15 protein-coding genes and 1 tRNA gene are annotated in these 24,417 nt (G+C 71.1%); 7 read left to right on the top strand and 9 right to left on the bottom strand.

Going from position 1 to position 24,417, the window contains the following annotated elements:
• Positions 1–313 precede the first annotated feature (313 nt).
• From E4N63_RS14800 to E4N63_RS14770, 6 genes are all read left to right on the top strand, one after another.
• Positions 314–1,630: a DNA polymerase III subunit delta' gene (locus tag E4N63_RS14800; protein WP_230240899.1), complete on the top strand. Its 1,317-nt coding sequence runs from the start codon at positions 314–316 to the stop codon at positions 1,628–1,630.
• A 395-nt stretch (positions 1,631–2,025) separates the two neighbouring features.
• Positions 2,026–3,612, top strand: a complete 1,587-nt coding sequence (locus E4N63_RS14795; RefSeq protein WP_230240898.1) for an alpha/beta hydrolase — start codon at positions 2,026–2,028, stop codon at positions 3,610–3,612.
• A 191-nt stretch (positions 3,613–3,803) separates the two neighbouring features.
• A tRNA-Thr gene (locus tag E4N63_RS14790) sits at positions 3,804–3,880 on the top strand.
• 721 nt (positions 3,881–4,601) lie between these two features.
• Positions 4,602–9,929 carry an FxSxx-COOH system tetratricopeptide repeat protein gene (gene fxsT / locus E4N63_RS14780; RefSeq protein ID WP_230240897.1) on the top strand — a complete coding sequence of 1,776 codons (5,328 nt, stop codon included), beginning with the start codon at positions 4,602–4,604 and terminating at the stop codon, positions 9,927–9,929.
• A 5-nt stretch (positions 9,930–9,934) separates the two neighbouring features.
• Positions 9,935–11,194: a CHAT domain-containing protein gene (locus E4N63_RS14775; RefSeq protein WP_230240896.1), complete on the top strand. Its 1,260-nt coding sequence runs from the start codon at positions 9,935–9,937 to the stop codon at positions 11,192–11,194.
• Complete coding sequence (locus tag E4N63_RS14770; RefSeq protein WP_230240895.1) at positions 11,191–12,237, top strand: hypothetical protein; 1,047 nt, start codon at positions 11,191–11,193, stop codon at positions 12,235–12,237. The genes E4N63_RS14775 and E4N63_RS14770 overlap by 4 nt, the downstream gene beginning before the upstream one ends.
• A gap of 370 nt (positions 12,238–12,607) precedes the next feature.
• On the opposite strand, the gene E4N63_RS14765 is transcribed toward E4N63_RS14770, so the two are convergent.
• The 8 genes from E4N63_RS14765 to E4N63_RS14730 form a co-directional block, all read right to left on the bottom strand.
• Entirely contained in the window at positions 12,608–12,766 is a 159-nt protein-coding gene (locus E4N63_RS14765; RefSeq protein WP_230240894.1) for a hypothetical protein, read from the bottom strand.
• A 23-nt stretch (positions 12,767–12,789) separates the two neighbouring features.
• Entirely contained in the window at positions 12,790–13,383 is a 594-nt protein-coding gene (locus tag E4N63_RS14760; RefSeq protein WP_230240893.1) for a hypothetical protein, read from the bottom strand.
• Between the two features lie 231 nt (positions 13,384–13,614).
• Complete coding sequence (locus E4N63_RS14755; protein WP_230240892.1) at positions 13,615–14,202, bottom strand: hypothetical protein; 588 nt, start codon at positions 14,200–14,202, stop codon at positions 13,615–13,617.
• A 7-nt stretch (positions 14,203–14,209) separates the two neighbouring features.
• Positions 14,210–18,976, bottom strand: a complete 4,767-nt coding sequence (locus tag E4N63_RS14750) for a putative T7SS-secreted protein (RefSeq protein WP_230240891.1) — start codon at positions 18,974–18,976, stop codon at positions 14,210–14,212.
• 2 nt (positions 18,977–18,978) lie between these two features.
• Positions 18,979–19,644, bottom strand: coding sequence for a hypothetical protein (locus E4N63_RS14745; protein ID WP_230240890.1), 666 nt, complete (start codon positions 19,642–19,644; stop codon positions 18,979–18,981).
• Complete coding sequence (locus E4N63_RS14740) at positions 19,634–20,065, bottom strand: hypothetical protein (RefSeq protein ID WP_230240889.1); 432 nt, start codon at positions 20,063–20,065, stop codon at positions 19,634–19,636. Before E4N63_RS14740 ends, E4N63_RS14745 begins: the two co-directional genes overlap by 11 nt.
• 256 nt (positions 20,066–20,321) lie before the next feature.
• Complete coding sequence (locus E4N63_RS14735) at positions 20,322–21,149, bottom strand: glutaminyl-peptide cyclotransferase (RefSeq protein WP_230240888.1); 828 nt, start codon at positions 21,147–21,149, stop codon at positions 20,322–20,324.
• A gap of 107 nt (positions 21,150–21,256) precedes the next feature.
• Entirely contained in the window at positions 21,257–22,816 is a 1,560-nt protein-coding gene (locus E4N63_RS14730) for a polysaccharide biosynthesis tyrosine autokinase (protein ID WP_125622361.1), read from the bottom strand.
• A 257-nt stretch (positions 22,817–23,073) separates the two neighbouring features.
• Between E4N63_RS14730 and E4N63_RS14725 the strand changes: the two genes are divergently transcribed.
• A complete protein-coding gene (locus tag E4N63_RS14725) occupies positions 23,074–23,646 on the top strand; it encodes an LPXTG cell wall anchor domain-containing protein (protein WP_230240887.1) in 573 nt (190 codons plus the stop codon).
• Positions 23,647–23,733: 87 nt separating this feature from the next.
• On the opposite strand, the gene E4N63_RS14720 is transcribed toward E4N63_RS14725, so the two are convergent.
• A complete protein-coding gene (locus E4N63_RS14720) occupies positions 23,734–24,396 on the bottom strand; it encodes a low molecular weight phosphatase family protein (RefSeq protein ID WP_230240886.1) in 663 nt (220 codons plus the stop codon).
• Positions 24,397–24,417: the final 21 nt, after the last annotated feature.

Raw genomic sequence — 24,417 nt, 5'->3', positions numbered from 1 at the left:
TTCGGGTCGGCTCGGCCGGGGCCGTCCGGGCTCGGCCGGAGCCGGCGCAGCCCGGTCTTTCCGGAGCCTGCGCGGGCGGTGGCCCGTACGCCCTGGTGCGGCGCGCAGCACCCGGGCGCGCAACCAGAGGCCCGGTCGCCGGGGACGGCGGCCGACCGTGCGGATGGCCGTGCCCGGCCGCAGCCGCCCCCGCCCCGCGCACAGGCGCGACGCCACTGGCCGGCCCCGGCCGGCGCCGGTTGTCGGCGCGGTGCACCACAATGGGGAGCCGCGAGGGCGTACGGACGAGAACCGGTGGAGAGGGGTGGCGGTCATGGCGGTGTGGGACGACCTGGTCGGCCAGGACCGGGTGACGGAGACGCTCACCGCGGCCGCCCGGGACGCGGACGCGTACGTCACGGCGGCGGAGGCCGCGGGCGCCGAGGAGCGCGCCGACCACCGCTTCGGCACGGGCAGCCGTCACACCGGGGCAGCGGCGGAGGCGGAGGCCCCGGCTCCGTTCCCGGCCTCCGGGCCCCCGGACGGCGACCGTTCGACCTCCCGGATGACCCACGCCTGGCTGTTCACCGGACCGCCCGGTTCCGGCCGCTCCACCGCCGCCCGCGCCTTCGCCGCCGCGCTGCAGTGCGTCAGCCCCGACCGGGCCCTGGGCGCGGCCCCCGGCTGCGGCTTCTGCGACGGCTGCCACACCGCCCTCATCGGCACCCACGCCGATGTGGAGATCGTCCGCACGGATCTGCTCTCCATCGGCGTCAAGGAGACCCGCGAACTCGTACGGCGCGCGCAGCTCTCCCCGTCCGCCGGCCGCTGGCAGGTGATCGTCCTGGAGGACGCCGACCGGCTCACCGAGGGCTCGGGCAACGTCCTGCTGAAGGCCGTCGAGGAGCCCGCGCCCCGCACGGTCTGGCTGCTGTGCGCGCCGTCGGTGGAGGACGTCCTGCCGACGATCCGCTCGCGCTGCCGCCATCTCACCCTGCGCACCCCGCCGGTGGACGCCGTCGCCGACCTTCTGATGCGCCGGGACGGCATCGAGCCGGAGCTCGCCCACGCCGCGGCCCGCGCCACCCAGGGCCACATCGGCCGCGCCCGCCGGCTGGCCACCGACGAGCGGGCCCGGTCCCGCCGCGCCGCCGTGCTGAAGCTGCCGCTCCGCGTCGACGACATCGGGGGCTGCCTCAAGGCCGCCCAGGAGCTGGTGGACGCCGCCGCCGAGGACGCCAAGCAGGTCGCGGAGGAGGTCGACACCAAGGAGACCGAGGAGTTGCGCGCCGCCCTCGGCGCCGCTGCCGGGCCGGGCGGACGGCTGCCGCGCGGCACGGCCGGGGTGATGAAGGACCTGGAGAAGCGGCAGAAGACCCGCGGCACCCGCACCCAGCGCGACACTCTCGACCTCGCGCTGACCGACCTCACCGGCTTCTACCGCGATGTGCTCGCCCTGCAGTTCGGTTCCCCGGTGGCCATCGCCAACACCGAGCAGCGCGACGCCCTGGAGCGGATAGCCCGCGGGTCCACCCCGGAGCGGACGCTGCGCCGGATCGAGGCGATCCTGGCCTGCCGCCGCGCCCTGGACCGCAATGTCGCCCCGCTGCTGGCCGTGGAGGCCATGACGCTGGCGCTGCGCGCGGGCTGATCCGGGCGTCCGCCTGCCCGGGCGCCCGAGCCCGCGGTGCGTCCGGGGCTCGCTCTGCCACCCGGCCGTCCTGCGTCTCTCCGCCCGTCCGCCGTTCTCCTGCCCGCCCGTCCACAGCCCCCGCCCGCCCGTCCGTCGTCCCTCTGCCCGGCCGCGCCCTCGCTCACTCGTACGGGCCCCATGGGCCGCGTCCCCGAGGGCCCGTACGGTTACGCTCCGAACAGAAGCCGCAGATCGTCACGCGCCGCCGAGGCGGTGCCCGGGCAACCGGTGACACCACCCGCGCCGCGCGTGCCGCCCCGGTGGCACCTCCGCGCCGCACGCGCCCCGCGCACCGGCCCGGCGTACGCCGAGAAGCGCCGCACACCGAGAACGCGCCGACCCGAGGGGTACCCATGGACACCAGCCGCCGACCGCGCCGTACCGCCGGTGCCCTCCTCGTGTCCGCCCTCCTGCTGCTCTCCGGCTGCTCCTCCGGCGCCGACACGGAGATCTCGGCCTCGGGCCCCGGCGGCCCCGGGCGCATGCCCGGCACCAGCGAGGTGCTGAAGCCCTTGCCCGCCGCCGTCCCGCCGGCCCTCAAGCCCTACTACGAACAGAAGCTGCGCTGGCGGGCCTGCGGAGTCGCCGGATTCCAGTGCGCCACCCTCAAGGCGCCCCTCGACTACGACAAGCCGGACGAGGGCCGGGACGTCCGGCTCGCCGTATCGCGCAAGAAGGCGGCCGGCCCGGGGAAGCGCCTCGGATCGCTGCTGGTCAACCCGGGCGGCCCGGGCGGCTCGGCGGTCGGCTACCTGCAGTCCTACGCTGCCGTCGGCTACCCGGAGCCGGTGCGCGCCCGCTACGACATGGTGGCCGTCGACCCGCGCGGGGTGGCCCGCAGCGAGCCGGTCAAGTGCCTCACGGACCGGGCGATGGACGCCTACACCCAGGTCGACATCACCCCCGACGACAAGCGGGAGACGGGCGCGCTCGTCGCCTCGTACAAGAAGTTTGCCGAGGGCTGCGAGCGGCACACGGGTGACGTCCTGGGGCATGTCTCCACCACGGAGTCGGCCCGCGACATGGACCTGCTGCGGGAAGCGCTGGGCGACGAGAAACTGACCTACGTCGGGGCCTCGTACGGCACCTTCCTCGGCGCGACGTACGCCGGGCTCTTCCCGGACCGCGTCGGCCGGATGGTCTTCGACGGCGGGATGGACCCCTCCCTGTCGTCCGTGCAGATGAACCGCGACCAGACCGCCGGCTTCGGCACCGCCTTCACCGCCTTCGCCGAGGACTGCCTGCGCGGCGACGACTGCCCGCTCGGCGACAAGAGCGTCGACGACGCGCGCAAGCGCCTCCGCGCATTCTTCGAGAAGCTCGACGCCCGCCCCGTCCCCGCGGGCAACGGCCGGGAGCTGGGCGAGTCGCTGGCCACCACGGGCGTGATCGCCGCGATGTACGACGAGGGGGCGTGGCCCCGGCTCCGCATGGCCCTGCAGTCCGCGATGGAGGGCCGCGGTGATGCCCTCCTCCAGCTCGCGGACCTCTACTACGAGCGGGATGAGGACGGCTCGTACGAGAACCTCATGTACGCGAACCCGGCTGTCAACTGCCTGGACCTCCCGGCCTCCTTCACGAGCCCGGAGGAGGTGCGGAAGCACACGGCGTCGTTCCGGAGGGCGTCCCCGGTCTTCGGCGAGGGGCTGGCGTGGTCGGCGCTGAACTGCGCGTACTGGCCGGTCGAGCCGACGGGCAAGCCCCACCGCATCGAGGCGAAGGGCGCGGCGCCGATCGTGGTCATCGGCACCACCCGCGACCCGGCGACCCCGTACATCTGGTCCCGCGGCCTGGCCGGCCAGCTCTCCTCGGGCACCCTCCTGACCTACGACGGCGACGGCCACACGGCGTACGGGCGCGGCAGCGCCTGTGTGGACCAGACGGTCAACACGTACCTGCTGCAGGGCAAGCCTCCGTCGGACGGCACGAAGTGCACCTGAGACGGTGGCCGGACAGGGTCCCGCGCAACGGAGCGCGAAGACGCGGGCCGCACGGCGGCCCGGGTCGGGACGGGTAAGGCAGCCGCCGGGCCGGCCACAACCCGGTACGGGGCACCCTCCCGCACTGTGTAGACTTGGCGCTGTTGCCGACACCCCCCGTGTGCCGCGAGGCCGGGTCGTCGCCGCAGCTCGCCGCCTTAGCTCAGATGGCCAGAGCAACGCACTCGTAATGCGTAGGTCTCGGGTTCGAATCCCGAAGGCGGCTCCACGAAAACCCAGGTCAGACAGTATATGGCCTGGGTCTTTCCCTTTTCTTCGCGATTCGCGGGCGGCCGGAAGAGATCGGCCGGAGGTGGCGATCTCAGGGGTGGCCAGCAAGGGGTGTCCGTTGGACAGGGACGGAATGTGCCGATGCCAGGGGGTCGCTGTGGTTGGCCGAGTAACTATTGCCGACAACGGAAATGGCACAGGTATGTGACGCGCCTGAGCCTCGGGAAGCCGTCCCAAGGTTCTGCTGCTGTCATTGCGCCCAGCGAACATGCCCGGATTCGATGGTTCGAAACCGATGCCGTACCCGAGGACTTCGTGGACACCACTGCCAGCGCGTCCCACTACCTGGGCCGGGCCCGGAAGTCTCCCTCGACGGCTGGTGATGGACACCTGTTTCGGGAATTCTTGTACGGGTTGCCACCTGATGACGTATGTATGTGAGAGTCGGCCCGCCGCGAGGCCGACTTCGGTGCCTTGCGCCCTCCTGACAGCATCCGTGAGGGTCAGTAGAGTTGGTGGCTCGCCGGATCGCAGATGGCCGCTGCGGGGGGAGGGCGATCGTGATCACTGGGGAGTCACAGGCCACGGTGTCCGCCGTGCTGCAGAACGACCTGACGGTGCCCGGCCAGGATGTCGGAGCTTCCCACACGACGGGCAATCCTCACCTTGAGAGACATGCGACCGTTCTCTCGGATCAGGCGAAGGAGTCCGCCGCCTGGATGACTCCCGCCTCTCCGCTGGACAACTTGCCCGCGCTGCCCGCGCAACCCCTCATCGGCCGTGCCCTCGACCTGTCGCGACTCAGCGCTTCCTTGCTCGCCGGCGGCGGGGTCGTCACCCAGACGACCACGGTGAGCGGTTTGGGCGGCATCGGCAAGACGGCTGTGGCTCTCCGGTATGCGCACGACCAGCGCGACCGGTACCAACTCGTCTGGTGGATCGTCGCCGAGACCGAGGAGCAGATCACCTCCGGATTCGGCGATCTCGCGATGCGCCTGCACCCGACGTGGGCGCACGAGGCCACCGCCAAGGAACGGACCGAGTGGGCGCTGACGTGGCTGGAGACCCACTCCGACTGGCTGGTCGTTTACGACAACGTGGAGCGGCCCGAGGAACTCACCCCTTTTCTGGGGCGATTACTTGGCCATGGCCACCAACTGGCCACGAGTCGACTTGGCACCGGCTGGCCCGCGAACACCGCGCTGGTCAGTCTGGACGTACTCGGTCACGAGGACGCTGTCCACCTGCTGCATCTCACGTCCGGGCTCGGCGAGGACGTGGCCGCAACCGGATCCGTTGCTGCCCCCTCACAGGCATCCCTGCTCGCGGCGGACCTCGGGCATCTGCCCCTGGCCCTCGCCCAGGCAGGCGCGTACCTGCGGGAGACCGGCATCGGCTTCGCCGCCTACCGGGACAAGCTGGCCCGGCTGCCCGACACGGTTCTGGGCGACGGCGCGGGCAGCGCGGACCAGACCATTGCCCGGATCTGGCGGGCCAGTCTGCAGTCGATCCGAGCTGTTCACCCCTTGGCCGTCCCTCTCCTGCACACCCTGGCCTGGTACGCGCCCGAGGCCATACCGCGCGAGGTGATCGACCGTCTGGGGCACACCGAATCCGCGCTCACCGCGCTTTCGGCCTACCACTTGGTCACCATCGATCCCGAGGGACCGACGCTGCACCGGCTCGTCCGGCGGACCCTCCAGCGTGCCGACCCGGCCGAGGTGCCCGAGGCCCGTGACTTGGCCGAGGCCGCGCTGGCCGCCGAGCTCTCGGGCGCCTCCGCCGAGCACCTACGGCGATGGCTGGTGCACATCCAAGCTCTCGCGGAGACCGGGCCGGCCGCCGAACCGGACGAGGCGGCCGTCGGGATGTACCGGCGGGGGACCCACGAACTCCTCGTACGGGAACAGCACGTCCTGGCGATCCCTTTGATGACACAGACCGTCGACGGCAGCTCGCGGCTGTTCGGCGTGGACCACGAGATCACACTCGATGACCGGGACCGCCTGGCGGAGCTGCACGCCAAGGCCGGCGACCCGGCCCGAGCGGTCAAGCTTTGCCAGGATGTCTACCTTGACCGCGCCCAGTCCCACGGCCAGGAAGCCGTGGAGACTCTCGCCGCCAGGGAACGGCTGGCGTACGCGTACCGCAAAGCCGGCGAGGTCTCCAAGGCCGTAGAGGAACTGACGGCCGTGGTCGCCGACCGCCGCCGGATCCAGAGCGACGAACACCCGGACACGCTCACCAGCCGCAACAACCTGGCCTACGCATTGCAGACGGCGGGCCGGTACGAAGCGGCTGTCGAGGAGTTCCAGGCGGTTGTCGCCGACCGCGAACGCTTTCTAGGGGCCCGGCACAAGGACACGCTCGCCAGCCGCACCAACCTTGCGTACGCCCATCTTCAGGCCGGTGATCACCGCACCGCGCTGAGCCTCTACGAGCAGGCGGTCGCGGACCGGCAACGTGAGCATGGTCCGGACCACCCCGACACGCTGACCAGTCGCGGCTGGCTGGCCTCCGCGCACAAGGACTCGGGAGACCCGCGCACGGCGGTCGCGCTGTACCGCGGGGTGATCGCCGACCGGACTCGGGTACAGGGTGCCGACCACCCGGACACCCTGCGCAGCCGCCACGAACTGGGCTGGGCACTGTCGGAGGCCGAAGGACCGGATGCGGCTTGGCGGGAGTTCGAGTCGCTGGCGGCTGACAGCGCCCGGGCGCAGGGGCCCGACCATCCCTCCACGCTCAACTACCGCGACGACATCGCGGAGGCCCACCGAGACCGGGCGGACTATGCCCGGGCGACCAACGCGTACGAGGCGGTGATCGCCGACTACACCCGCGTCTGGGACGAGGATCATCCGGAGACGCTGCGGGCCCGCGCTGCGCTCGCCTACACCTGGCAACTGGCTGGGGACCACCAGCGTTCGATACGAGAGCGCCGAACCCTGGTCGCGGACCGGACAAGGGTGCAGGGCAGCCGGCATCCGGCGACACTCACCGCTCGGGCCAACCTGGCCTTCGCTCATCGTGCGGCGTCCGAGTATCCGGCCGCGATCGGACTCCTTGAGGACGTGTTGCGGGATCGCCGCGCCATCCTGGGCCCCGAGCATCCTGACGTCTTCGCCACGCGCGAAGCTCTGGCCCGCACACTGCAGTGGGCCGACCGCCACTCCCGCGCGGTCCGGGAACTGAAGTCACTGCACGCGGACATGGAAGGGCTCCTCGGTCCGGACCACCCGCGGGTGCTCGGCGTCCGGCTCGCACTCGGCTGGGTGTACGCCGAGGAGGGCCGTCTGGAGCAGGCTCTGGAGCTCTACGAGCCCCTGGCCGAGGACTACGAGCGGATCTGCGGTTCCGACCACCCGATGTCCCTCGTCGTACGGCTGTGGACAGGCGCCGCGCACCGCTCGGCCGGCCGGTACGACCGGGCGGGCGAGGTGTTCGACGCACTGATCGACGATCACACCCGCATTTGGGGTCCGGACCATCCGGACACGCTGAATGTGAGGAGTTGGCGAGCCCTCGTCTTCCGGTCCGCCGGGCAGCACAAACGGGCGATCACGGCGTACCAGGAACTGATCGACGACCACACCCGGCTCCTGGGCCCGAGTGCCCGAGAGACCCTGCACGACCGCAACGGGTTGGCGCTGGCCCGGCTGGGCGACCGCGACCACGCGGGCGCGGTCGCCGGATTCACCGCACTGCTCGACGACCGGCGCAGGCTCCTGGGGGGCGACGCCCCGGATACCCTGCTGACGCTGGAGAACCTGGCAGACGCCTGTTCGGCGGACGGGCAGCACGACCGCGCCATCGCTTTGTACGAAGAGGCCGTCGAAGCGTGGACCCGGAAGTGGGGAGCCGCACATCCGCGCACCCTGCGTTCGCGGCGGGACCTTGCGATGGCCCAGCGAGCGGCGGGTCGGCACCGGTCGTCACTTAGCACGCTGGAGGCTCTGGTCGGAGAGCGTGAGCGCGCCGACGGGCCCGATCACACCGCCGTGCTGTCCCTCCGCTACGACGTGGTCGGGGGGCACAACGCCGCGGGCGACCATGTCCGGGCGGCGGAGCTCGCCGAGCAACTGCTGACCGATGCCGCCCGAGTGCGCGGCCGCGACCATGTCACCACGCTGAACGCCCGCATGCAGTTGACGCACGCGTGGCAACAGTCCGGTCAGTACCAGCGGGCCGTGGTCGGGTACGAGACGTTGGTGGAGGAGTGCACACGGTTCCACGGCCAAGCGCACCCCGAGACACTCGCAACCAGGAGTCTGCAGGCGTTCTCCTACTCCGAGCGGCTCGACTGTGAGAAGGCCATAACGCTCGGTCAGGCACTGGTGAACGACCGCATCCGTATCCAGGGCGCCGAGCATCCCAGCGTCCTGCGGGAGCGGTGCGGCGTGGCCCGATGGCGGGAGTGGGCCGACGACCGTACGGGAGCACTGCGGGACTTGGACCTTCTGCTGCGCGATCACGAACGGATACTGGGCGCCGAGCATCCCGACACCCTCGCCGTGCGAGGCACTGTCGTCTGGGTGCTGCTGGGCGAATCCATGGCCGTTCGTGCCGTCGAGGCCGCCACAAGGCTGTTGGAGGATGTCACCCGGCTGCTGGGGCCGGACGCCGTCACGGCTCTCGACACACGGCGCCGTCTCGCGAACGCACACGAGTACGCGGGCCATCTCCCCCAGGCCCTCGCCCTCCGCGAGTCGCTGGTGGACGACTGCACCCGCGTTCAGGGCTCCGGCCACAGTGCCACCCTGAGCGCCCGCAGGCGCCTGGCTTGGTCCCGGCGTCTGCTCGGCGACCGTGTACGGGCGGTCAGGGACCTCCTGGGCCTGGTCGACGACTACGACCGGGAACAGGGTGCCGACCACCCGGATTCCCTCAGCTGCCGCGGGGCCCTGGCAGCCGCCTACCGGGAGATGGGCGACCCACGGCAGGAAAGGGTGGTTCTCGAAGACCTCCTCAAGAGGTGCGAGGCGGCTCTTCCCGAGGAGCACCCGATGACGCGCGCGGTACGCGGCAGTCTGGCCTGGCTGGAAGCAGACACCGGCACCGCGGAGCGAGCGGTGCTGATGGCCCGCGACCTGATCGACGACTGCACACGGTTGTACGGCGCCCGTCACCGGCAGACATTGGAGCACCTCCCGGTCCTGGCGCACACGCTGTCCCAGGCGGGTCGGCCGGAGGAGGCCCTGGAAGTCTTCGGTGAGCTGCTGCGTTCCTGGGCCCGGCTGGTGGCAGGCCACTTGGAACTGCCCGGAACGGCCGAGGCCATCGCCCGGGCCCATCTCAAAGCCTGCGGAGCGAGCGGTGACCGCATGGCGTCCGAGGACTCCGACGAACGCATACGCCTGGGCACGGTTGTCGAGATCTTCGCCCGGGAATACGAGGCGTTGCGTCCCACACTCGCCGTCCAGCTGGCCGACACCCTCGCGCATGCGGGTGATCAGGCGGCGGCAATAGCGCTGCTGAAGGCCGTACATGCCGGCCGCTCCCACGTGTTCGGCCCGGACCACCCCCTCACGCTGGAGAGTCTCGCCACGCTCGCCCTCGCGTCCCTCGATGCCGGCGAACCCGACTCAGCTCCGCCCCACGCGGAGTTGATGGACCGCTGGGAACGGGTCTTCGGGCCCGGCCACCCCGACACGGAGGAGCTGCGTTGGCGGCTGCGCAGCGCGCGCCCGGCGTGGCGGGTCCGGGTGTCGCTGCCTGTGGACGGCGAGCCTGCCGAGGGCAGCCCGACACCTGTCGAGATCAGCCTGGTCCGCGAGGGCGGGAGTACGGCGCCCACGCCGGCCACGATGATGATTGTCCCGTCCTGGCAGACGGACGCCTCGGTGGAACCGGCCTTGGCACAGTACGACCCCGAAGGTGATCCGGCGCGCTTCGTGCTGACCGCGCACGAGCCGGGGGACCACGACATCCGTTTCACGCTGTACGACCACGTGTCCGGACTGGTGTTGCAGGACCTGCGGACGACCGTCCCCATCTCGGGCTCCACCCGGAACGAGGACGCACAACACAGTTCTGGGGAGGACTGACCCGGATGACGCAGGATCCCGCCGTGGAAGTGCTCCAGGACCCCTCCCACGGTTTCACGGGGATACCACACCAGCGAGAGCATTTCTCCGCCGAGCTGCGCGTGAGGCTGTACCGGAGCGGCACGGGCCTCAGGATGCTGGCCATCCCCAGAGGCCTGTCGGCGTCCGACACCGCGGAGTGGCACGAGGCCCTTCTGGAGGTACCGGCCGAGGAGCTGCTGGATCGCGCGAACCGGCTGCTGGCGATTTGGCGCGACCAGGTGGTTGGCCGTATCGGCACAGGTTTTGGGGACGGACAGCAAGTGGGCGGCCACCCCTTGGCCGAGTCCGTCGACCTGAGCGAACTGCGGCAGCTGACTGACCCGTTGGTGACGCAGCTGGCCGACGAAGGCTTCGAACTGCTCCAAGTCGTGCTCGACGGGACGGGCTACGACCTCGGCCGTTTCCGCGAGTTCCTGCTGGACACCCTCGCCGGCGGTCGGCAGCTGCGGGTCAGTTTCGACTCCGAGTGGCAGCTGCCCTGGCCCATGCTCGCGGTGGACCCGGCGGAGTGCGACAGTCCCTGGGAGGCGTTTCTGGGCTACCGGCACCAGGTCGAACAGGCCCGTACCGGCTACCCCTGGGACCATGCCCCGCTCGGCCGGCGCGAGCGAGCCACCGCCAGTCTCAACAAGGACACGTTCCTCGATCACGTGAACCGGTCGCACGAGGTGCAGAAGCTGTTGGAGGAGCGTTCGCTGCTGACCGTCCGCACCCGCGGCAGCGAGCTCCTGGAAGCTCTTTCATGTTCCGTGCTGCAGGAGGACCTCATGTACTTCTGGTGCCACGGTCGTTTCGTGAGCACCGGCGCCTCCGGCCAGGTCCTGGCTGTCCGGCTCTCCGACTCTGAGGACATCGACGGTCCTGTGGTGAAGCGCAAACGGCGCCGCTACATCCGTAGCCCGCAGTCCCGCTTCAAGCCCTTCGTCCTGCTGAATGCCTGTCACTCGGCGAAGGCAGCGGCCCCGGGGAGGCTGAAGCATCTCGGACAGGAACTCATCGACCAGGGCGCCGAGGGTGTCCTTGCACCGCAGATCGAGATTCCGGAGGACTTCGCGGCGGAGTACGCGTACGCCTTCCTCGATCGCTATCTGACCGGCGCGCACACGGCCGGTGCGATAGGCCAGTGGCTGGTGCGGCGCTTCGCACGGGAGTTCCACAACCCGCTTGCCCTCGTCTACGCGCTGAACAGCGGCATCAACACCCGTCTGGACCTCGTCTCATGAGCACACCCCGAAGGCGGCGGAAGCCGCCGGGACTCGCGCCACCGGCAGAGATCGATCTCAACGAACAGGGCCGCCTGACGCTGCCCGGCAGTGATACCCCCGTGCCGGTCGACCGGGTCGCCGAGCAGTTGGCCCGCCGACTGCGCGTCCCCGACCGGGTCACCGACATCCATGTGTACGTTCACGGTTGGCGGACTCCACCGGCCCGGGCGACCCGCACCGCCGTACAGCTGCTGGAGCAGGCCGTCGAACTGTACGCTTCGGCCCCGGACCGCTACCCGGCTTTGTTGTCTGGCTACCGCCCCTGGTGCGTTGTGGTCCGATGGCCGTCTTCCAGCCTGCCCGGGATGAAGGGCTACGAGAGGATCAAAGACCGGGCACATGCCATGAGCGCCGAGGGACAGGGGCATGCCCCCTACGTCATCGGGCACTTGCTGGGCTACCTGGACGCCGAACGGGCCGACCCTTCGGGCCCCGCGGTGCTGGCCAACCGGGCCGGCCAGTACCTGCATCTGATGGGCCACTCCTTCGGCGGCCGTTTCCTGTGCGAGGCGGTGCAGCGGGCGGCCGAGCGACCTCCGGTGCTTGGCTGGAGCACGCCGTACGACCCTCGTCGCCCCTTCACCGTCGACAGCATGCTGATCTTCCAGATGGCAGCCCCGCGCGACGCGTTTCTCCGCCAATTCGACACGCTGTTCCCGACGGCCACGCGCCCTGGCGCGCCCCTCCGCGGCCCGATTGCCTTGACCTACTCCCGCTGGGACCGTGCCACCGGCTTCTGGCACCTGCGCGCCGAGAAGGCGCCCGGCATCGGCCACTCCGGGGCGGGGGCGGCCCCGATTCCCCAGTTCTCGACCCGGCTGCTGCCCACGGACACCAATTATCCGCAGCAAGTCCTGGACCACCGCTTGGTCAACATCGACGCCGACTGGCTCTACCGCGGCAGCCGCCGCACCCGCCTCCACCCCTCGGGTGCCCACTCCGCCTTCCTCCGCCCGGAATCGGCTCACCTCCTGCTGACCCTGGCGGAACGCTCCCGCTGACCGGCATCGGTCAGAGGCCGACCGCTGCCCGCAGCGTGATGCCGACGCGTCCCATCCGCTCGGCGGGAGCATCGTCGAGATGATGTCTCTCGAACTGCAGCACCACGGTTCCGTTGGTAGATCTTCGTGGGTGCTGATGGGAGGGCCGCGGGGCGCTTCGATGCAGCGCATGGCTGCCCGTCTTTCACTGGACTCCTCGACCTTCGGCGAGCCTGCGTTCACGGCGCAGGGGGCCGCCGCTGACTCACCACAACGGCGCGACGTGGAAGTCCCGGATCATCACAGGAGTGCAGCGGCCGTCGTCGACGGTATCGGCGTCCGGACTTTCCGGGGGCCGACGGCAGGACGGTTGCTGGGGCAGGCCGGTGGTTCACGGTTTCTGCCCGGTCGGCCGGTCGGCGTAGTCCTCGACCAGGTTGCTGATGAGCGCAAGCAGGGCGTTGGCCCGGTGCCGGTCCTCGTGCTGGTTGCGCAGGGCCTCGTGGGCTGCCCGGAGGCGGGCCAGGGCGGCCGGGTTCCGGTCCCTCACCTCGTAGAGCAGCGGCGTGGTGGTCAGGTCCAGGCAGGCGGTGAGCAGCCGACGGGTGGTGGGAGAGGGCGGGTTGGGGTCGGGGTAGCGAACCCCGTGGTCAGGTACCGGGCCGGGTCGGTCAGGCTCCAGCCGACGACGGTGCCGTGTTGGACGAGGAGAGCTACGTCGGGGGCGATGCCGACGCGGGCATCCAGCGGCTCGGCCAGGACGTCGAGGTCACTCAGACAGGTCAGCACGGTGTCCCCGGGCGCGCGGCAGAGATCCGTGGCCACTTCCAGGCGGAAGTCCCGGGCCTCGTCCGCGCGAAGGCCGCCCGGATGGACGGGGGGTGTGGCGGGAACGCGGGCGCGGTCCTCGGCGGTAGGGGACTCATAGGGCAGCCGGAACCCGGCGCCGGCCAGTTCGCGGGTGTCCGGGGCGAACCGGAGCTCGTCGGGATCGTCCCACAGCCACGCGTGGCTGCCGAAGGTGTCCGTGAGGAACCGCTGCCATTCCTCCACGTTCGCGTACTCCGCGATGTGTACACATTGGCCCGGGAAGTCGAAGCGCGGGGTGATGCGCAGGGGATCGCCTGTCACCGTCGCGTTCCAGTCGCCGTCGAGGGTGAGTCTCATGGCGAGTGCCGCCTCGTCCCGGACGTCTTCACGGCACGGAAACGCCCGGCATCGAACTCGGTCACCAGTTTCCGTAGTCGTCGACCATGGTGGCGATGAGCTCGCGCAGGGCGTCGGCCCGGTGCCGGTCCTCTGGTTGGTTGCGCAGGGCTTCGTCGGCGGCCCGGAGGCGGGCCAGGGCGGCCGGTTCGCCGTCGACCAGGTCGTCGACCAGTGGCGTGGTGACCAGGTTCAGGCACTCGGTGAGCAGGCGACGGGTGGCGGGGAGGGCGGGTCGGGGTCGGGGTCGGCGTAGGCGGTGGTCAGGTAGCGCGCGGGATCGGTGAGGCTCCAGCCGACGACGGTGCCGTGCTGGACGAGGAGCGCCACGTCGGGCGCGATGCCGATGCGGGCCTCCAGCGGCTCGTCGAGGACGTCGAGATCGCGCAGGCAGGTCAGCACGGCATCGCCGGGAGCCCGGCACAGCACTGTGCACATTTCGTGCCGGAAGTCCTTGACCTCGTCCGCGCGGAGCCCGCCCGGGCGTACTTCGGGCGTGACGGGAAGGCGGGCCGAATCCTCGGCTGAGGCGGACTCTTCCGGAATCCGGAATTCAGCCCCGACCAGCCGTCGGCCGCTCGGGGCGAAACGGAAAACGTCAGGAAGATCCCACAGCCAGTCCTGGCTGCCGAACGTGACCGCGAGGAATTTCTCCCGTTCCACCCTGTCCGCATAAGGGGAAACGATCAGGAAGGTACCGAGGAGACGGGGCACGAGGTCGAGCGGTTCGCCTGTCACCGTCGCGGACCAGCCGCCGTCGAACTTCAGTTTCGTCGTCATCACTACCTCATCTGATCTGTACTGCCGGAGGCTGGAAGCGGCCGTCCTTGGCGGGAATCCTGCCGTTCACGATGTCCTCGTGCGTCACCGGGGCGCCGGGGTCCGTGGGTTTACCGCCGAGCGCCGTGGCCCCGGACTCGCCCTTGATGCCCGACGGTCCGTACGCCGTGATGGCCTGACCCTGGGTGTTGCCGGGGCCGTCGATCACCACGATGTCGTCACCCTGTCTGAAGGTGAACGTCCCGGCTGTGCCTGTCGAGTGGTACACGGCGTCCGGGTTCTTGAGGATTTCGACGACCCGTTCGTCGCTGAAGGCGTGCCGGGTGTCCCCGTGGTAGTCGTGGCGCTTCTTGAACCCGTCGTCCTGTGCTTTCTCGACGATGTCGTCCACGATCTTGTTGATCCGCTTCTGGGCCCGCTCCTCCTTCGTGTACTTGGGCATGAGGCCCAGCGGGTCGCACCCGATGAGCGGGTTGTCCACGTAGCCGACGGGATTCGGCGCGGGGGCCAGGCCGAGGGGGTCGGGGGAGGTGTAGCGGCCGGTTTCCGGGTCGTAGTGGCGGAAGTAGTTGTAGTGGAGGCCGGTCTCGGGGTCGTAGTACTGGCCCGGGAAGCGCAGCGGGGTGTAGGCGCTGCTGTTCCGGGGCCAGGCCGTGGTGCCCCAGAGCGTGCTCCGGGTGCGCCAGGCGATGTCGCCCGTCTCGTCGATGAGTTCGGTCGGTGTGCCGATGAGGTCCGTGGCGATGGCGAAGAACCGGCGGTCGATCTCCTCCTGGCGGGCGCCGGCCGTGAGGATGCGCTCGGTCTGCGCCAGGGGGACGACGTCCCGGTGGTCCCAGGTGAGGGCGACCACGGTCGGGTCGTCCGGCCGGTGGCTGGTCTGTTCGCACAGGGTCAGGCCGTCCCAGGTGAACCGGGTCTCCTCCAGCACGGTCTCGCCGTCGGCCGCCAGGCGCTGTTTCGCGGTGCGGCGGCCGAGCGGGTCGTAGCGGTACCTCCACCGGGTCCCGTCAGGGGTGGTCACCGAGGTGAGGCGGTTCTCCGTGTCCCACGCGTAGCGCCAGGTGTCCGGCTTGCGGGAGAGGCGGGTCTTCTGGCGCAGGGTGACCCGGCCGAGGGCGTCGTACTCGAAGCGGACGTCTCCGGCGCGGGTGAGGGTGGTGCCGGTGTAGGCGCGCGGTCCGGTTGCCTCGCTGCCGGGGTGGCGGGACGGCCAGGACGCCGAGGTCTGGTTGCCGGCGTCGTCGTAGGCGTAGCGCTCCGTCCAGCCCCGGGCGTGGACGGCGGTGACCCGGCCCGCACGGTCGAGATCGAAGGCGCGGGTGCCCGACAGCGGGTCCGTGACGGAGACCAGCTGGCCGTCGGCGCGGTAGGTGTAGGCGCGGCTGCTGACGTCGCGCCCTCCGGCGGTGATGTGCTGCGTCGAGAGCCGTCCGGCCGCGTCCCGGGCCGACGTCATGGTGATCGCGTCGCCGAAGACCCGGGCGAGTTCCCGGCCGGCCGCGTCGTGCGTGAAGTCGATCCGGTGCCCTCCGCTGGTCAGGCGGTGGGGCAGGCCGTCGGCGCCGTAGGCGTAAGACGTGACGTGACCGGTGGGTGTCGTGCGGCGCGTACGGCGGCCGAGGACGTCGTAGGCGTACAGGATGGGCCGGCCGTCGACCAGTTCCGCCTTGGTGAGTCCGCGGCGGTCGTACTGGTAGCGCAGTTCACTGTCCGGTCCGACGGCCTCCACCAGGCGCCCGGCCCGGTCGTAGGCGTAGGTCGTCACCCGGCCGTCGACGTCCTTGCGGACCACCTGGCCGAGCCGGTCGCGCTCGAACGAGATGGTCCCGCCGAGCGCGTCGACGCGCTCGGCGAGCCGGCCCGCGGCGTCCGTCCGGTAGGTGAGGGTGCGGCCGTCGAAGTCGGTCTCGGAGACGACTTCGCCCGCGGGGTCGTACTCGTAATTCCAGGTCAGCCCTTGCGGGTTGGTGACGCGGGTGAGGCGCAGTTCGGCGTCGTGCTCGAACTCGTAGCGGGCGCCGTCGGGCCGCGTGCGGGCGGCCGGCAGGTCGAAGTGCGTGTACTCGAAGCGGGAGACGCCACCGGACGCGTCGGTGTGGGTGAGGCAGTTGCCCTCGCCGTCGTAGGTCCATGACTCCGTGGCGCCGTCCGGGCCGGTGCGCCGGGCGAGCTGCCCGTCGGCGTGCCACTCCAGGCGGGTGACGCCGCCCGCCGGGTCGGTGACACGGACCGGCCTGCCGAGGCCGTCCCGCTCCGTGCGGGTGACCGCGCCGCCGGGATCGGTCACCTCCACGGGCAGCCCCGCCGCGTCGCACACCACGCGCGTCGTGGCCCCGAGGGCATCGGTGACCGAGGTGAGCCGGCCCGCGTGGTCGTAGGTGTAGTGGGTGGTGGCACCGGCCTGGTCGGTGACCGCCGTGCGGTTTCCCCGCTCGTCGAACGCATGGACCATACGGGTGCCGTCCGGCCCGACGACCTCCACCGGCAGGCCGAACGGGCCGCGCACCGTGCGCAGTTCGCTGCCGTCGGGGCGGGTGGCGGAGACGACCCGGCCGTCCTCGTCGTAGGAAAACGCGGCGGTGAGGCCCAGCGGGTCGGTGCGGGTCAGAAGGTTGCCGCGCGGGTCGTAGGTGAACCGGGTGGTGTGGCCGAGCGGATCGGTGACGGCCAGGAGACGGCAGCCGGGGCCGAACAGGTGGCGGGTCGCGTGCCCGTCGGCGGTGGTGAGCGTGGTGGTGCGGTGGCCCGTCCCGGGGTCGGGTCCGGTGTAGGCGAGGGTGATCTGGACGTGGCCGGCTTCGCCGCCTTCGGCGATGACGCGGTCGCGGTCGTCGTAGACGTAGTCGTAGCGGCTGTTGTTGGAGTCGATCCAGGCGATGACGCGGCGGCGGTCGTCGTAGAGGAAGGTGGTGGTGGCCCCGGAGGGCTTGGTGACGGCGGTGAGGTTGCCGTCCTCGTAGCCGTAGCGCATCAGGGGCAGGTCCGCGCCGTTCTCGCCCGCGCCGGCCAGGGACAGGGAGGTGACCAGGCCGTCGGTGACGGACAGCTTCACCTCGTGGCCCGCCGAGTGGGCCAGGGCCAGCGGCAGGCCGTCCTCGGCGCGGTCGATGGTGATCGTGTGGCCGTTGCGTTCGGTGATGGATGTGAGCCAGGCGACGCCGTCGCCCCCCGGTTCGCTGCCGGCCGGAGCGGTGAAGTGGAACGTCAGGCCGCTGTCGGGGTCGGCGACCGTGTAGTCGCCGTCCGTGTCGCGGGCCAGCAGGGTGCGCGACCGCCCCGACTCCGGCGTGGTGGACGCGCCGGGGACCGGATGCGGATACGGAACCAGCAGCCCCTCGGCGGTGACATGCACGACGCCGATGGCGTCGATCTGCAGACGCTCGTCGACGGTGGACGTCCAGGCGGGACCCAGGAAGCGGCCGACCGCGCAGCCGGACTCGGTGCGGCGGGTGAAGACCAGCGGCAGGATGCCGGGCAGTTCGACGTCGGTCTGGGGCAGGTACATCCGGCCCGTGGCCAGGTCCACCGGGTCGCCGCCCTGGTCGCGGTCGCCGTCCGGGGTGTTGTGGGTGCCGTCCGGGTCGTCGTCGATCAGCTTGCGCGCCCGTGCGGCGTCGGCCGCCTCCCCGGCGACCCGCACGCCCTTCACCGCGGCGCCACCGCCACCCGTGGCGACGGTCAGCAAAACGTCGGGAGCCAGCCGGCCGAGACCCTCGGACGGGTCCTTCATGAACTCCTTGACCATCTGGGTCCCGGTACCGACCGGGTCGTTGGCGGCGACCACCAGACCCGCGGCCAGGTTGTTGAGGTTCGTGGCGTACTCGGCCGGGTGGGTGAGGTTGTACGGGTCCAGCGGATTGATGCCGCGCGCGAAGTTGAGGAGTCCTGCCGTGCCCTTGATCAGCCCGCCGCCGACATGGTCGCCCATGATCTGCAGTTCCTGGAGGCCGTCGCCCAACTGGTCGGCGTACGACGGCTTGGCGGGGGCCTTGTCGCGGGCGGCGCGGACCGCGCTGCGGGCGGTCTCCGCGGCGGTGTTCCGCTGCTTGCGGGCCTCGGCGAGGATGTCCTGCGCCTCCTGCATCAGCTTCTTGCCCGGATCGGCGAACGTCGGCGCCGGGCAGGGCGGGAGCGTGGAGGGGTCGCGCTGGTCGGCGGGCTGGGCGTTGTAGCGGTCGACGGCCTTGTTGTAGGAGTCGACCTTCTTGCGGTGGGCGTCGGCGGCGTCCTCGGACGCTTTGACGCCCTCCTTCCACTTGTCGATCGCCGTCTGCGCCTGTCCCTGCGCCCAGGTGACGGTGCCGGCGAACGCCGACAGGGCGGAGGCCGCCTTCTCGCACGCGTCCGCGCCGGTGAACCACTTCGGCGGCTGCGTGCTCACCGCCTTGCGCAGAGCCTCGGCCGCCTCGCCCTTCAACTGCGAGGAGTCCAGGCCCTTCAGACCGCCGCCGGCGTCGTCGAACGCCGTCTGGAAGCCGCGCAGCTTCTCCGCGGTGGAACGGATCTTCTCCGCACTGCCGTGGACCAGCTTCGTCTTGTCCTCGGTCTGCCCGAGGTCCATCTCGTCGACCTCGGCACCCATCCGGTTGGCGACCGAACGGGACTGCTCGCGCACCCAGTCCGCACCGGACTCCCAGCCGACGTCGTCGAGCCGGTCCGCGGTCCAGTTCCCGGCGTCCTCGACCCGGTTGCCGGCCCACTCGACACCGTCCTCGACCGCGTCCTCCACCGAGTCGGGCGTGATGTCCTTGATGAAGTCGCCGAAACCCATGGTCAGTTCCCCCCGGACTCACCCTGCTGCTGCCCCTGCTGCCCCTGCTGGGCGCGTTCCTCCGGCGACGGGCCGAAGGTGTCGTCCAGCGCCTGGTTCCACTGGTCGTCCGAGATGCCGAGCCGTTCGTTGAGCATCTCGGACTGCCGGCCGCCCTGGCCCTCGGTGAGGACGGTGCGGCCGGTGTCCTTCCAGGTCTGTTCCATGTCCTGACCGGCCCGCTCCCAGGACTCGGCGCTCCAGTCCGGATCCAGGTAATCGGGAGTGAACGTCTCACCCCAGTCCTGCTGGGCGATCTCCTCCTCGGTGGCGTGCGGATTGCCGCCCATCACCGAGTTGACGCCCACCTTCAACGCGCCCTCGACGTACTGGTCGTGCTCCCACTGGGTGCCCGCCGCCAGGCCGAGGCGGTTCGCGATCGCGCTGGCATCGTTCACCAGGGCGCGCACACCCCACGCCCAGCGCTCGCAGAAGTCCTCGAAGTCGACGGAGAGGCCGTGGTGCCCGGCCTCCATCCCCGTCATCGACAGTGCCGAGAAACCCTTGCCCATCACCGAACCGGTGGCGCCGCCGAGATCACCGAGCCCGTCGATGGTCGCGCCCACGCCCCGCGTGAACTTCGCGACCGCCGCCTTGTCGAACTGCAGATCGCTCCCGTCACCGCCCATGGCCCCGCCCCTCCTGTGCCCCGACGGTGTCGACGGCGTCGATGGCGACACCGTCCGGAACGATGCCGGCGACCGGCGGGAAGAACATCGACCCGTCCTCGGTCGCGATGTCGACGGCCAGACCGGCGGGCTCGTCCAGGGACGGCACGACCTCGTCGACGATCCGGGCGCCCAGCAACGCCGCGTAGTCCATGGGCCGGTCACCGGATCCGTGACGCAGGGCGAACCGGGCCAGCGCCGCCTCGTCGGTGAACCCGCAGATCCACCGCACCCCGCCCGACCGCGCCGACCACAGGCCCCCACCGGCCACCGGCACCAGAAGCACCGAACGCCGCATCTCACCGACCAGCGCCCGAGGGTCACCCACACCCCTCCGCCGCTCGGCGATGCGCTCGGCGAGCGCTGTTCTCGTCTGCTCCACGAACTCTCCCCCGTCGCAGGTGACTGATGGCACCGTAGATCCAGACGTGCGCAGGCCGGGGGCGGTTCTTGTGAACGTCTGCCGGAGCCGAACGGTCTCAGGGCACGGGCGCCGCCGACTGGTCAGCCGTGCCGTGGACCGGACCGGCCCGGAAGGACTGGCGGGTCCGGACGAGCGCTTCGCGGCATCGGAGCCCAAGGGCCACACCGTGGTCCGCGACTGGCTGCGCGATGCAGCCGCGGAACCGTGCGCCGGGTCATCTGGCGACGAGGGCCACCCGGTACATCCTGGGCCACCATTTGCCGGTGAGCAGGAACTCATCGGTGCCGGGGACGGCGGCGATGCCGTTCAGGACGGCGGCGTGCCGCTGCTTCCCCGGGACCGGCAGCCCCGACGCGTCGATCTCCGCGGTCACCCTGCCGGTGCCGGCGTTGACGCGCACGATCCGGCTGGAGGGCCAGACATTGGCGTACACGCTGTCGCCCACGCACTCCAGCTCGTTGAGCTGGGGCACGGGGCGGCCGTGGAGGGTGACGGCGACCTCACCCGTCGGGGCCAGCGTCCGCGGGTTCCGGAAGGTGAGCCGGGAGGAACCGTCACTGGTGACCAGCCGGCCGCGCCCGGGCTGGTGGCACACACCCCAGCCCTCCTGCGCGTACGGGACCCGGCGCAGCTCCGCCAGTGTCCTGGCGTCGCGTTCGATCGCGATGTGGTCGAGCCAGGTCAACTGCCACAGCGTCGGCCCGAGGACGGTGATGCCCTCCCCGAACAGCGGTTCCGGCAGGTCGGCGCGCACGGTGGGAGGCCGGCCGGGCGGGCCCAGACGGACCGACGACTCCCCGGCCATGCCGGTCGACTCGTAGAGGGTGCCGCCCACCATCTCGAGGCCCTGGGTGTAGGCCCTGGGATCATGCGGCATGACGTCGAGGACCTCGGCCCGCAGTTGATCGACGCGATCGGCGGCGGGCGGGGCCGCGGCCTCCGGCCGGAGCGGTGAGCCCCCGTCCGTTCCACAGGAGGGGACGAGCACGGCTCCGGCCACAGCCACGGCGGCGACGGCCGGGTACGCCAGGAGTGCACGCAAGGGCTGAGACCGGCACGCCGGCCGGGAGCCACCGTGCGCCGCGCCGGATCCCGGGCGCGGACGACGACCCGGTCCACGGCACCACGCCCGCGTGCCGCCCTCTCCGGTCAGTGACGGTCTCCGCTCTCGTTCGCGGCCGACGGAGCGGAGCGGTTCTCCGCCGGGTCCGGGGAGCCGTCCCCGGAGCTGTCGCCGCGCAGGGGCGGGGAGCCGTGCACGGCCGGTGCCGCCGGCGCGGGGAAGGCGTCCATCGGCGCGGGCCTGCCGCGGCGCCGGAGCCGGGCTCGGCGTCCCTGGCTCTTCGGCTTGTACGTGTAGCCGTAGCCGTACTGCTCGGTGTCGCCCTTCGCCGGGGACATGTTGAGGATGCCGCCCAGCACCGTCGTGCCGACCTCCTGCAAGGCCCGCACGGCCTCGGTGATCTGGCCCGTGGTGCTCTTCCCGAACCGGGCCACCAGCAGGTAGCCGTCCACCGACGAGGCCATGGCCGGAGTGTCCGCCACCGGGAGCACCGGCGCGGTGTCGATCACGACGTGGTCGAACTTGTCGGCCAGCGAACGCACCACGGTGCGGAACTGCCCCGCGCCCAGCATCTCCGCCGGGTTCGGTGGCAGCACCCCACTGGCCAGCACCGTGAAGGAGCCCGCCGACTGCAATACCTCCTCGGCACTCGCCTGACCGATCATCACGGTGGTCAGTCCGGCGCCCTCCACCAGGCGAAGTGTCCGAGCGACGTTGGGGCGCCGCAGATCCGCGTCGACGAGACAGACGGAGGACCCGAACTCGGCGAGCGCGGCGGCCAGGTTGATCGAGACGCTCGTCTTCCCCTCGCCGGGCACCGCGCTGGTGACCGCGATGACCTTGGGGGGCCTGTCGATGTCCACGAACCGGAGGCTGGTGCGCAGCCGTCTGAAGTCCTCCGCCCGCCGGCTGAACACGTCATCGTCCGTCGCCACCGGGTGCCGGGATACGCGCTGGTCGTAGACGACGCTGCCGAGTACGGCCGGTCCACCGGCCGCGGCGAGGCACCGGGTCATGTCGTTGCGGCTGCGGACCGAGGTGTCCAGCGACTCCCGTGCGAACGCCAGTCCGGTACCGAGGGTCAGCCCGGCCACGAGCCCGAGGGCCACGTTGAGCACGGGCGTGGGCGAGGCCGGCGACGACGGCCTGGTGGCGGGCTCGGTGACGCTCAGCCGGACGGGTGAGCTCCGGGCGCCCACCGGTCGTTCGATGTCGGTGATGACCTCGGCGAAGCGGTGGGCGACGGCATTGCTGATCCGGGCCGCCCGGGACGGTTGCGTGTCCAGGACGGTGATCTTGAGAAGCACCGTGTCGAGCGGCACCTCCGTGGTGATTCTCCGAGCGAGCTGGGAGGGCGTCAGGTCCAGGTGAAGCGCCTGTGTCACGGGCTTGGTCACCCGGGGGCTGGAGACCACTTCCGCGTAGGAACGGACGCGGGCCTGGGCGAAGCTGTTGCCCTGGTTGAGCTTGACCGTGTCGTCCCAGTCCTGAAGAGACACGAAGAGCGTTGAGGTGGCCCGGTACTGAGGAGTGGCGGCGTAGGTGACGAACGCACCGATCACCGTTCCCAGCAGCCCCAGAGCGGCGATGGCGCGCCAGCGCCTGACGAGGAACCGGAGGTAGTCGGACAGATCCACGATACCCATCCCCAGATGTGCACAAGATCGACAAAACGGAACTTGAGAGGTGGAGCGAGCATATCCGTGAAATCTGCGCAAAGGGTGCAGGGTGGCGGCTCTGTCGCCGTTGAGCCGAGCGGGGCCGGTCGGGCCATTCGCGTAAGCCATCTGGCGACTACCCAAGTGCAAGGTGTTAGTCAAGCCTATCTGGCGTTATATATGAACATGTCTTTATTGACCCTTACGTCCTATTGGTCGGATGCCACCTGAGGAGAGTGAACGAGATGAATGCGCCATCGAAGTGGCGTACCGCTGTGGCGGCCGTGGCGGCTTCCGCTGCTTTCGCCGCCGTGCCGGTCCTGGGCGCCCAACCCGCCCACGCCCAATACCCACCACCGTCCCCGGGCCTCACCCTCAGTTCCACGGCCGTGTACCAGGGGAGCAAGATCGCTTTCATCGGGAGGGGGTTCGCTTCCGAACAGGCGGTCGTGGCCGAACTGCTTCCGGAACAGACCAGGCTGGGGTACTTCAGGGCCAACAGGCTCGGCGCGGTCTGGGGATCGGTGCGTATCCCCCGGTGCACGACGCCGGGTAATCACGTCTTCCGGCTGCGGGCGTGGAACCCGGCACGGGTCCTTGAGGCCGGGATCACCGTGCTCAAGCGCCCCGGGGACGATCCCTGCACGGCCAAGGCGGTACCGAAGCAGCAGGCCCGTGCCGCCGCGCTCCCCGCCGGACAGCGGAACCTGGCCGACACCGGTGACGACAAAACGCCTCTCCTGATGGGCGGGGCCGCGGGCCTGGCGGCCCTGGGCGGTGGCGGGATCCTCCTCGCCCGTCGGCTCCGGAAGCACTGACCGCCCTTCGCCTCACCCCACTCCGCGGCCTCCACGGCAGTGCCCCGCACGGCCCGGCGCCACGTCCGCCCGGTGACGGAAGGTCCGTCACCGGGCGGACGGGTGCCGTCGGCCGCGCTGCTGAGAGCTGATGGCGGGGGAACAGCCGGCTCGCATGGCCGCGGCGATCGTGTTCACCGACTCCTCGATGCGCATCGCGCACTGCCGTGCGCTCCGAACGTCCGCACCCAGGGGGTCGGCCACGTCGTCATCGCCCCCCTGTACCCGTTCGGTTCCACGCCGGCCGGCCGCGCCCCGGACCAGCGAGGTGAGCCGGGCGAAGGGAGCCGTCGCGTCCGCCGCGTCCTCGGCCCGCAGCAGCCGGGCGAATTCGCGCAGCGTGAACGCACGGGACAACGCCCGTACGGGGGACAGTCCCACGGCCGCCTCACGATGTTCCGCCGCGGCACCCAGCACCAGATCCGCTCTCTCGACCAGCTCGGCGGTGAGCCGGCGGGAGACGGTGCCCGACGGATCCCCACCCCAGCCGGCGAGGACGGAGGCGGCCTCGGCCGCCATCGGCCCGCCCGGCACGGCGTGTGTTCCCGCGCTGCTCACACGGATCACCTCCCGAGCCGCGGCCAGCCGTTCCCTCAGCAGGCACTCGGCGAGCGGCGAGCGGTACAGATTGGCGGTGCACACGACGAGTACGCGGAACAACGGCGGAGGCGAGGCGCCCTCGGCCGGAACGGGGAGAAAAACGTCCGACATGGCGTCAGTGCTCTCTTGCTC

Origin of the sequence: Streptomyces sp. MNU89 (genome assembly GCF_020982505.1) — a bacterium.
GTDB classification, from domain to species: domain Bacteria; phylum Actinomycetota; class Actinomycetes; order Streptomycetales; family Streptomycetaceae; genus Streptomyces; species Streptomyces xinghaiensis.
Note: the sequence above shows the minus strand (reverse complement) of the source record. Positions and strands in the feature narration are given on the sequence as shown.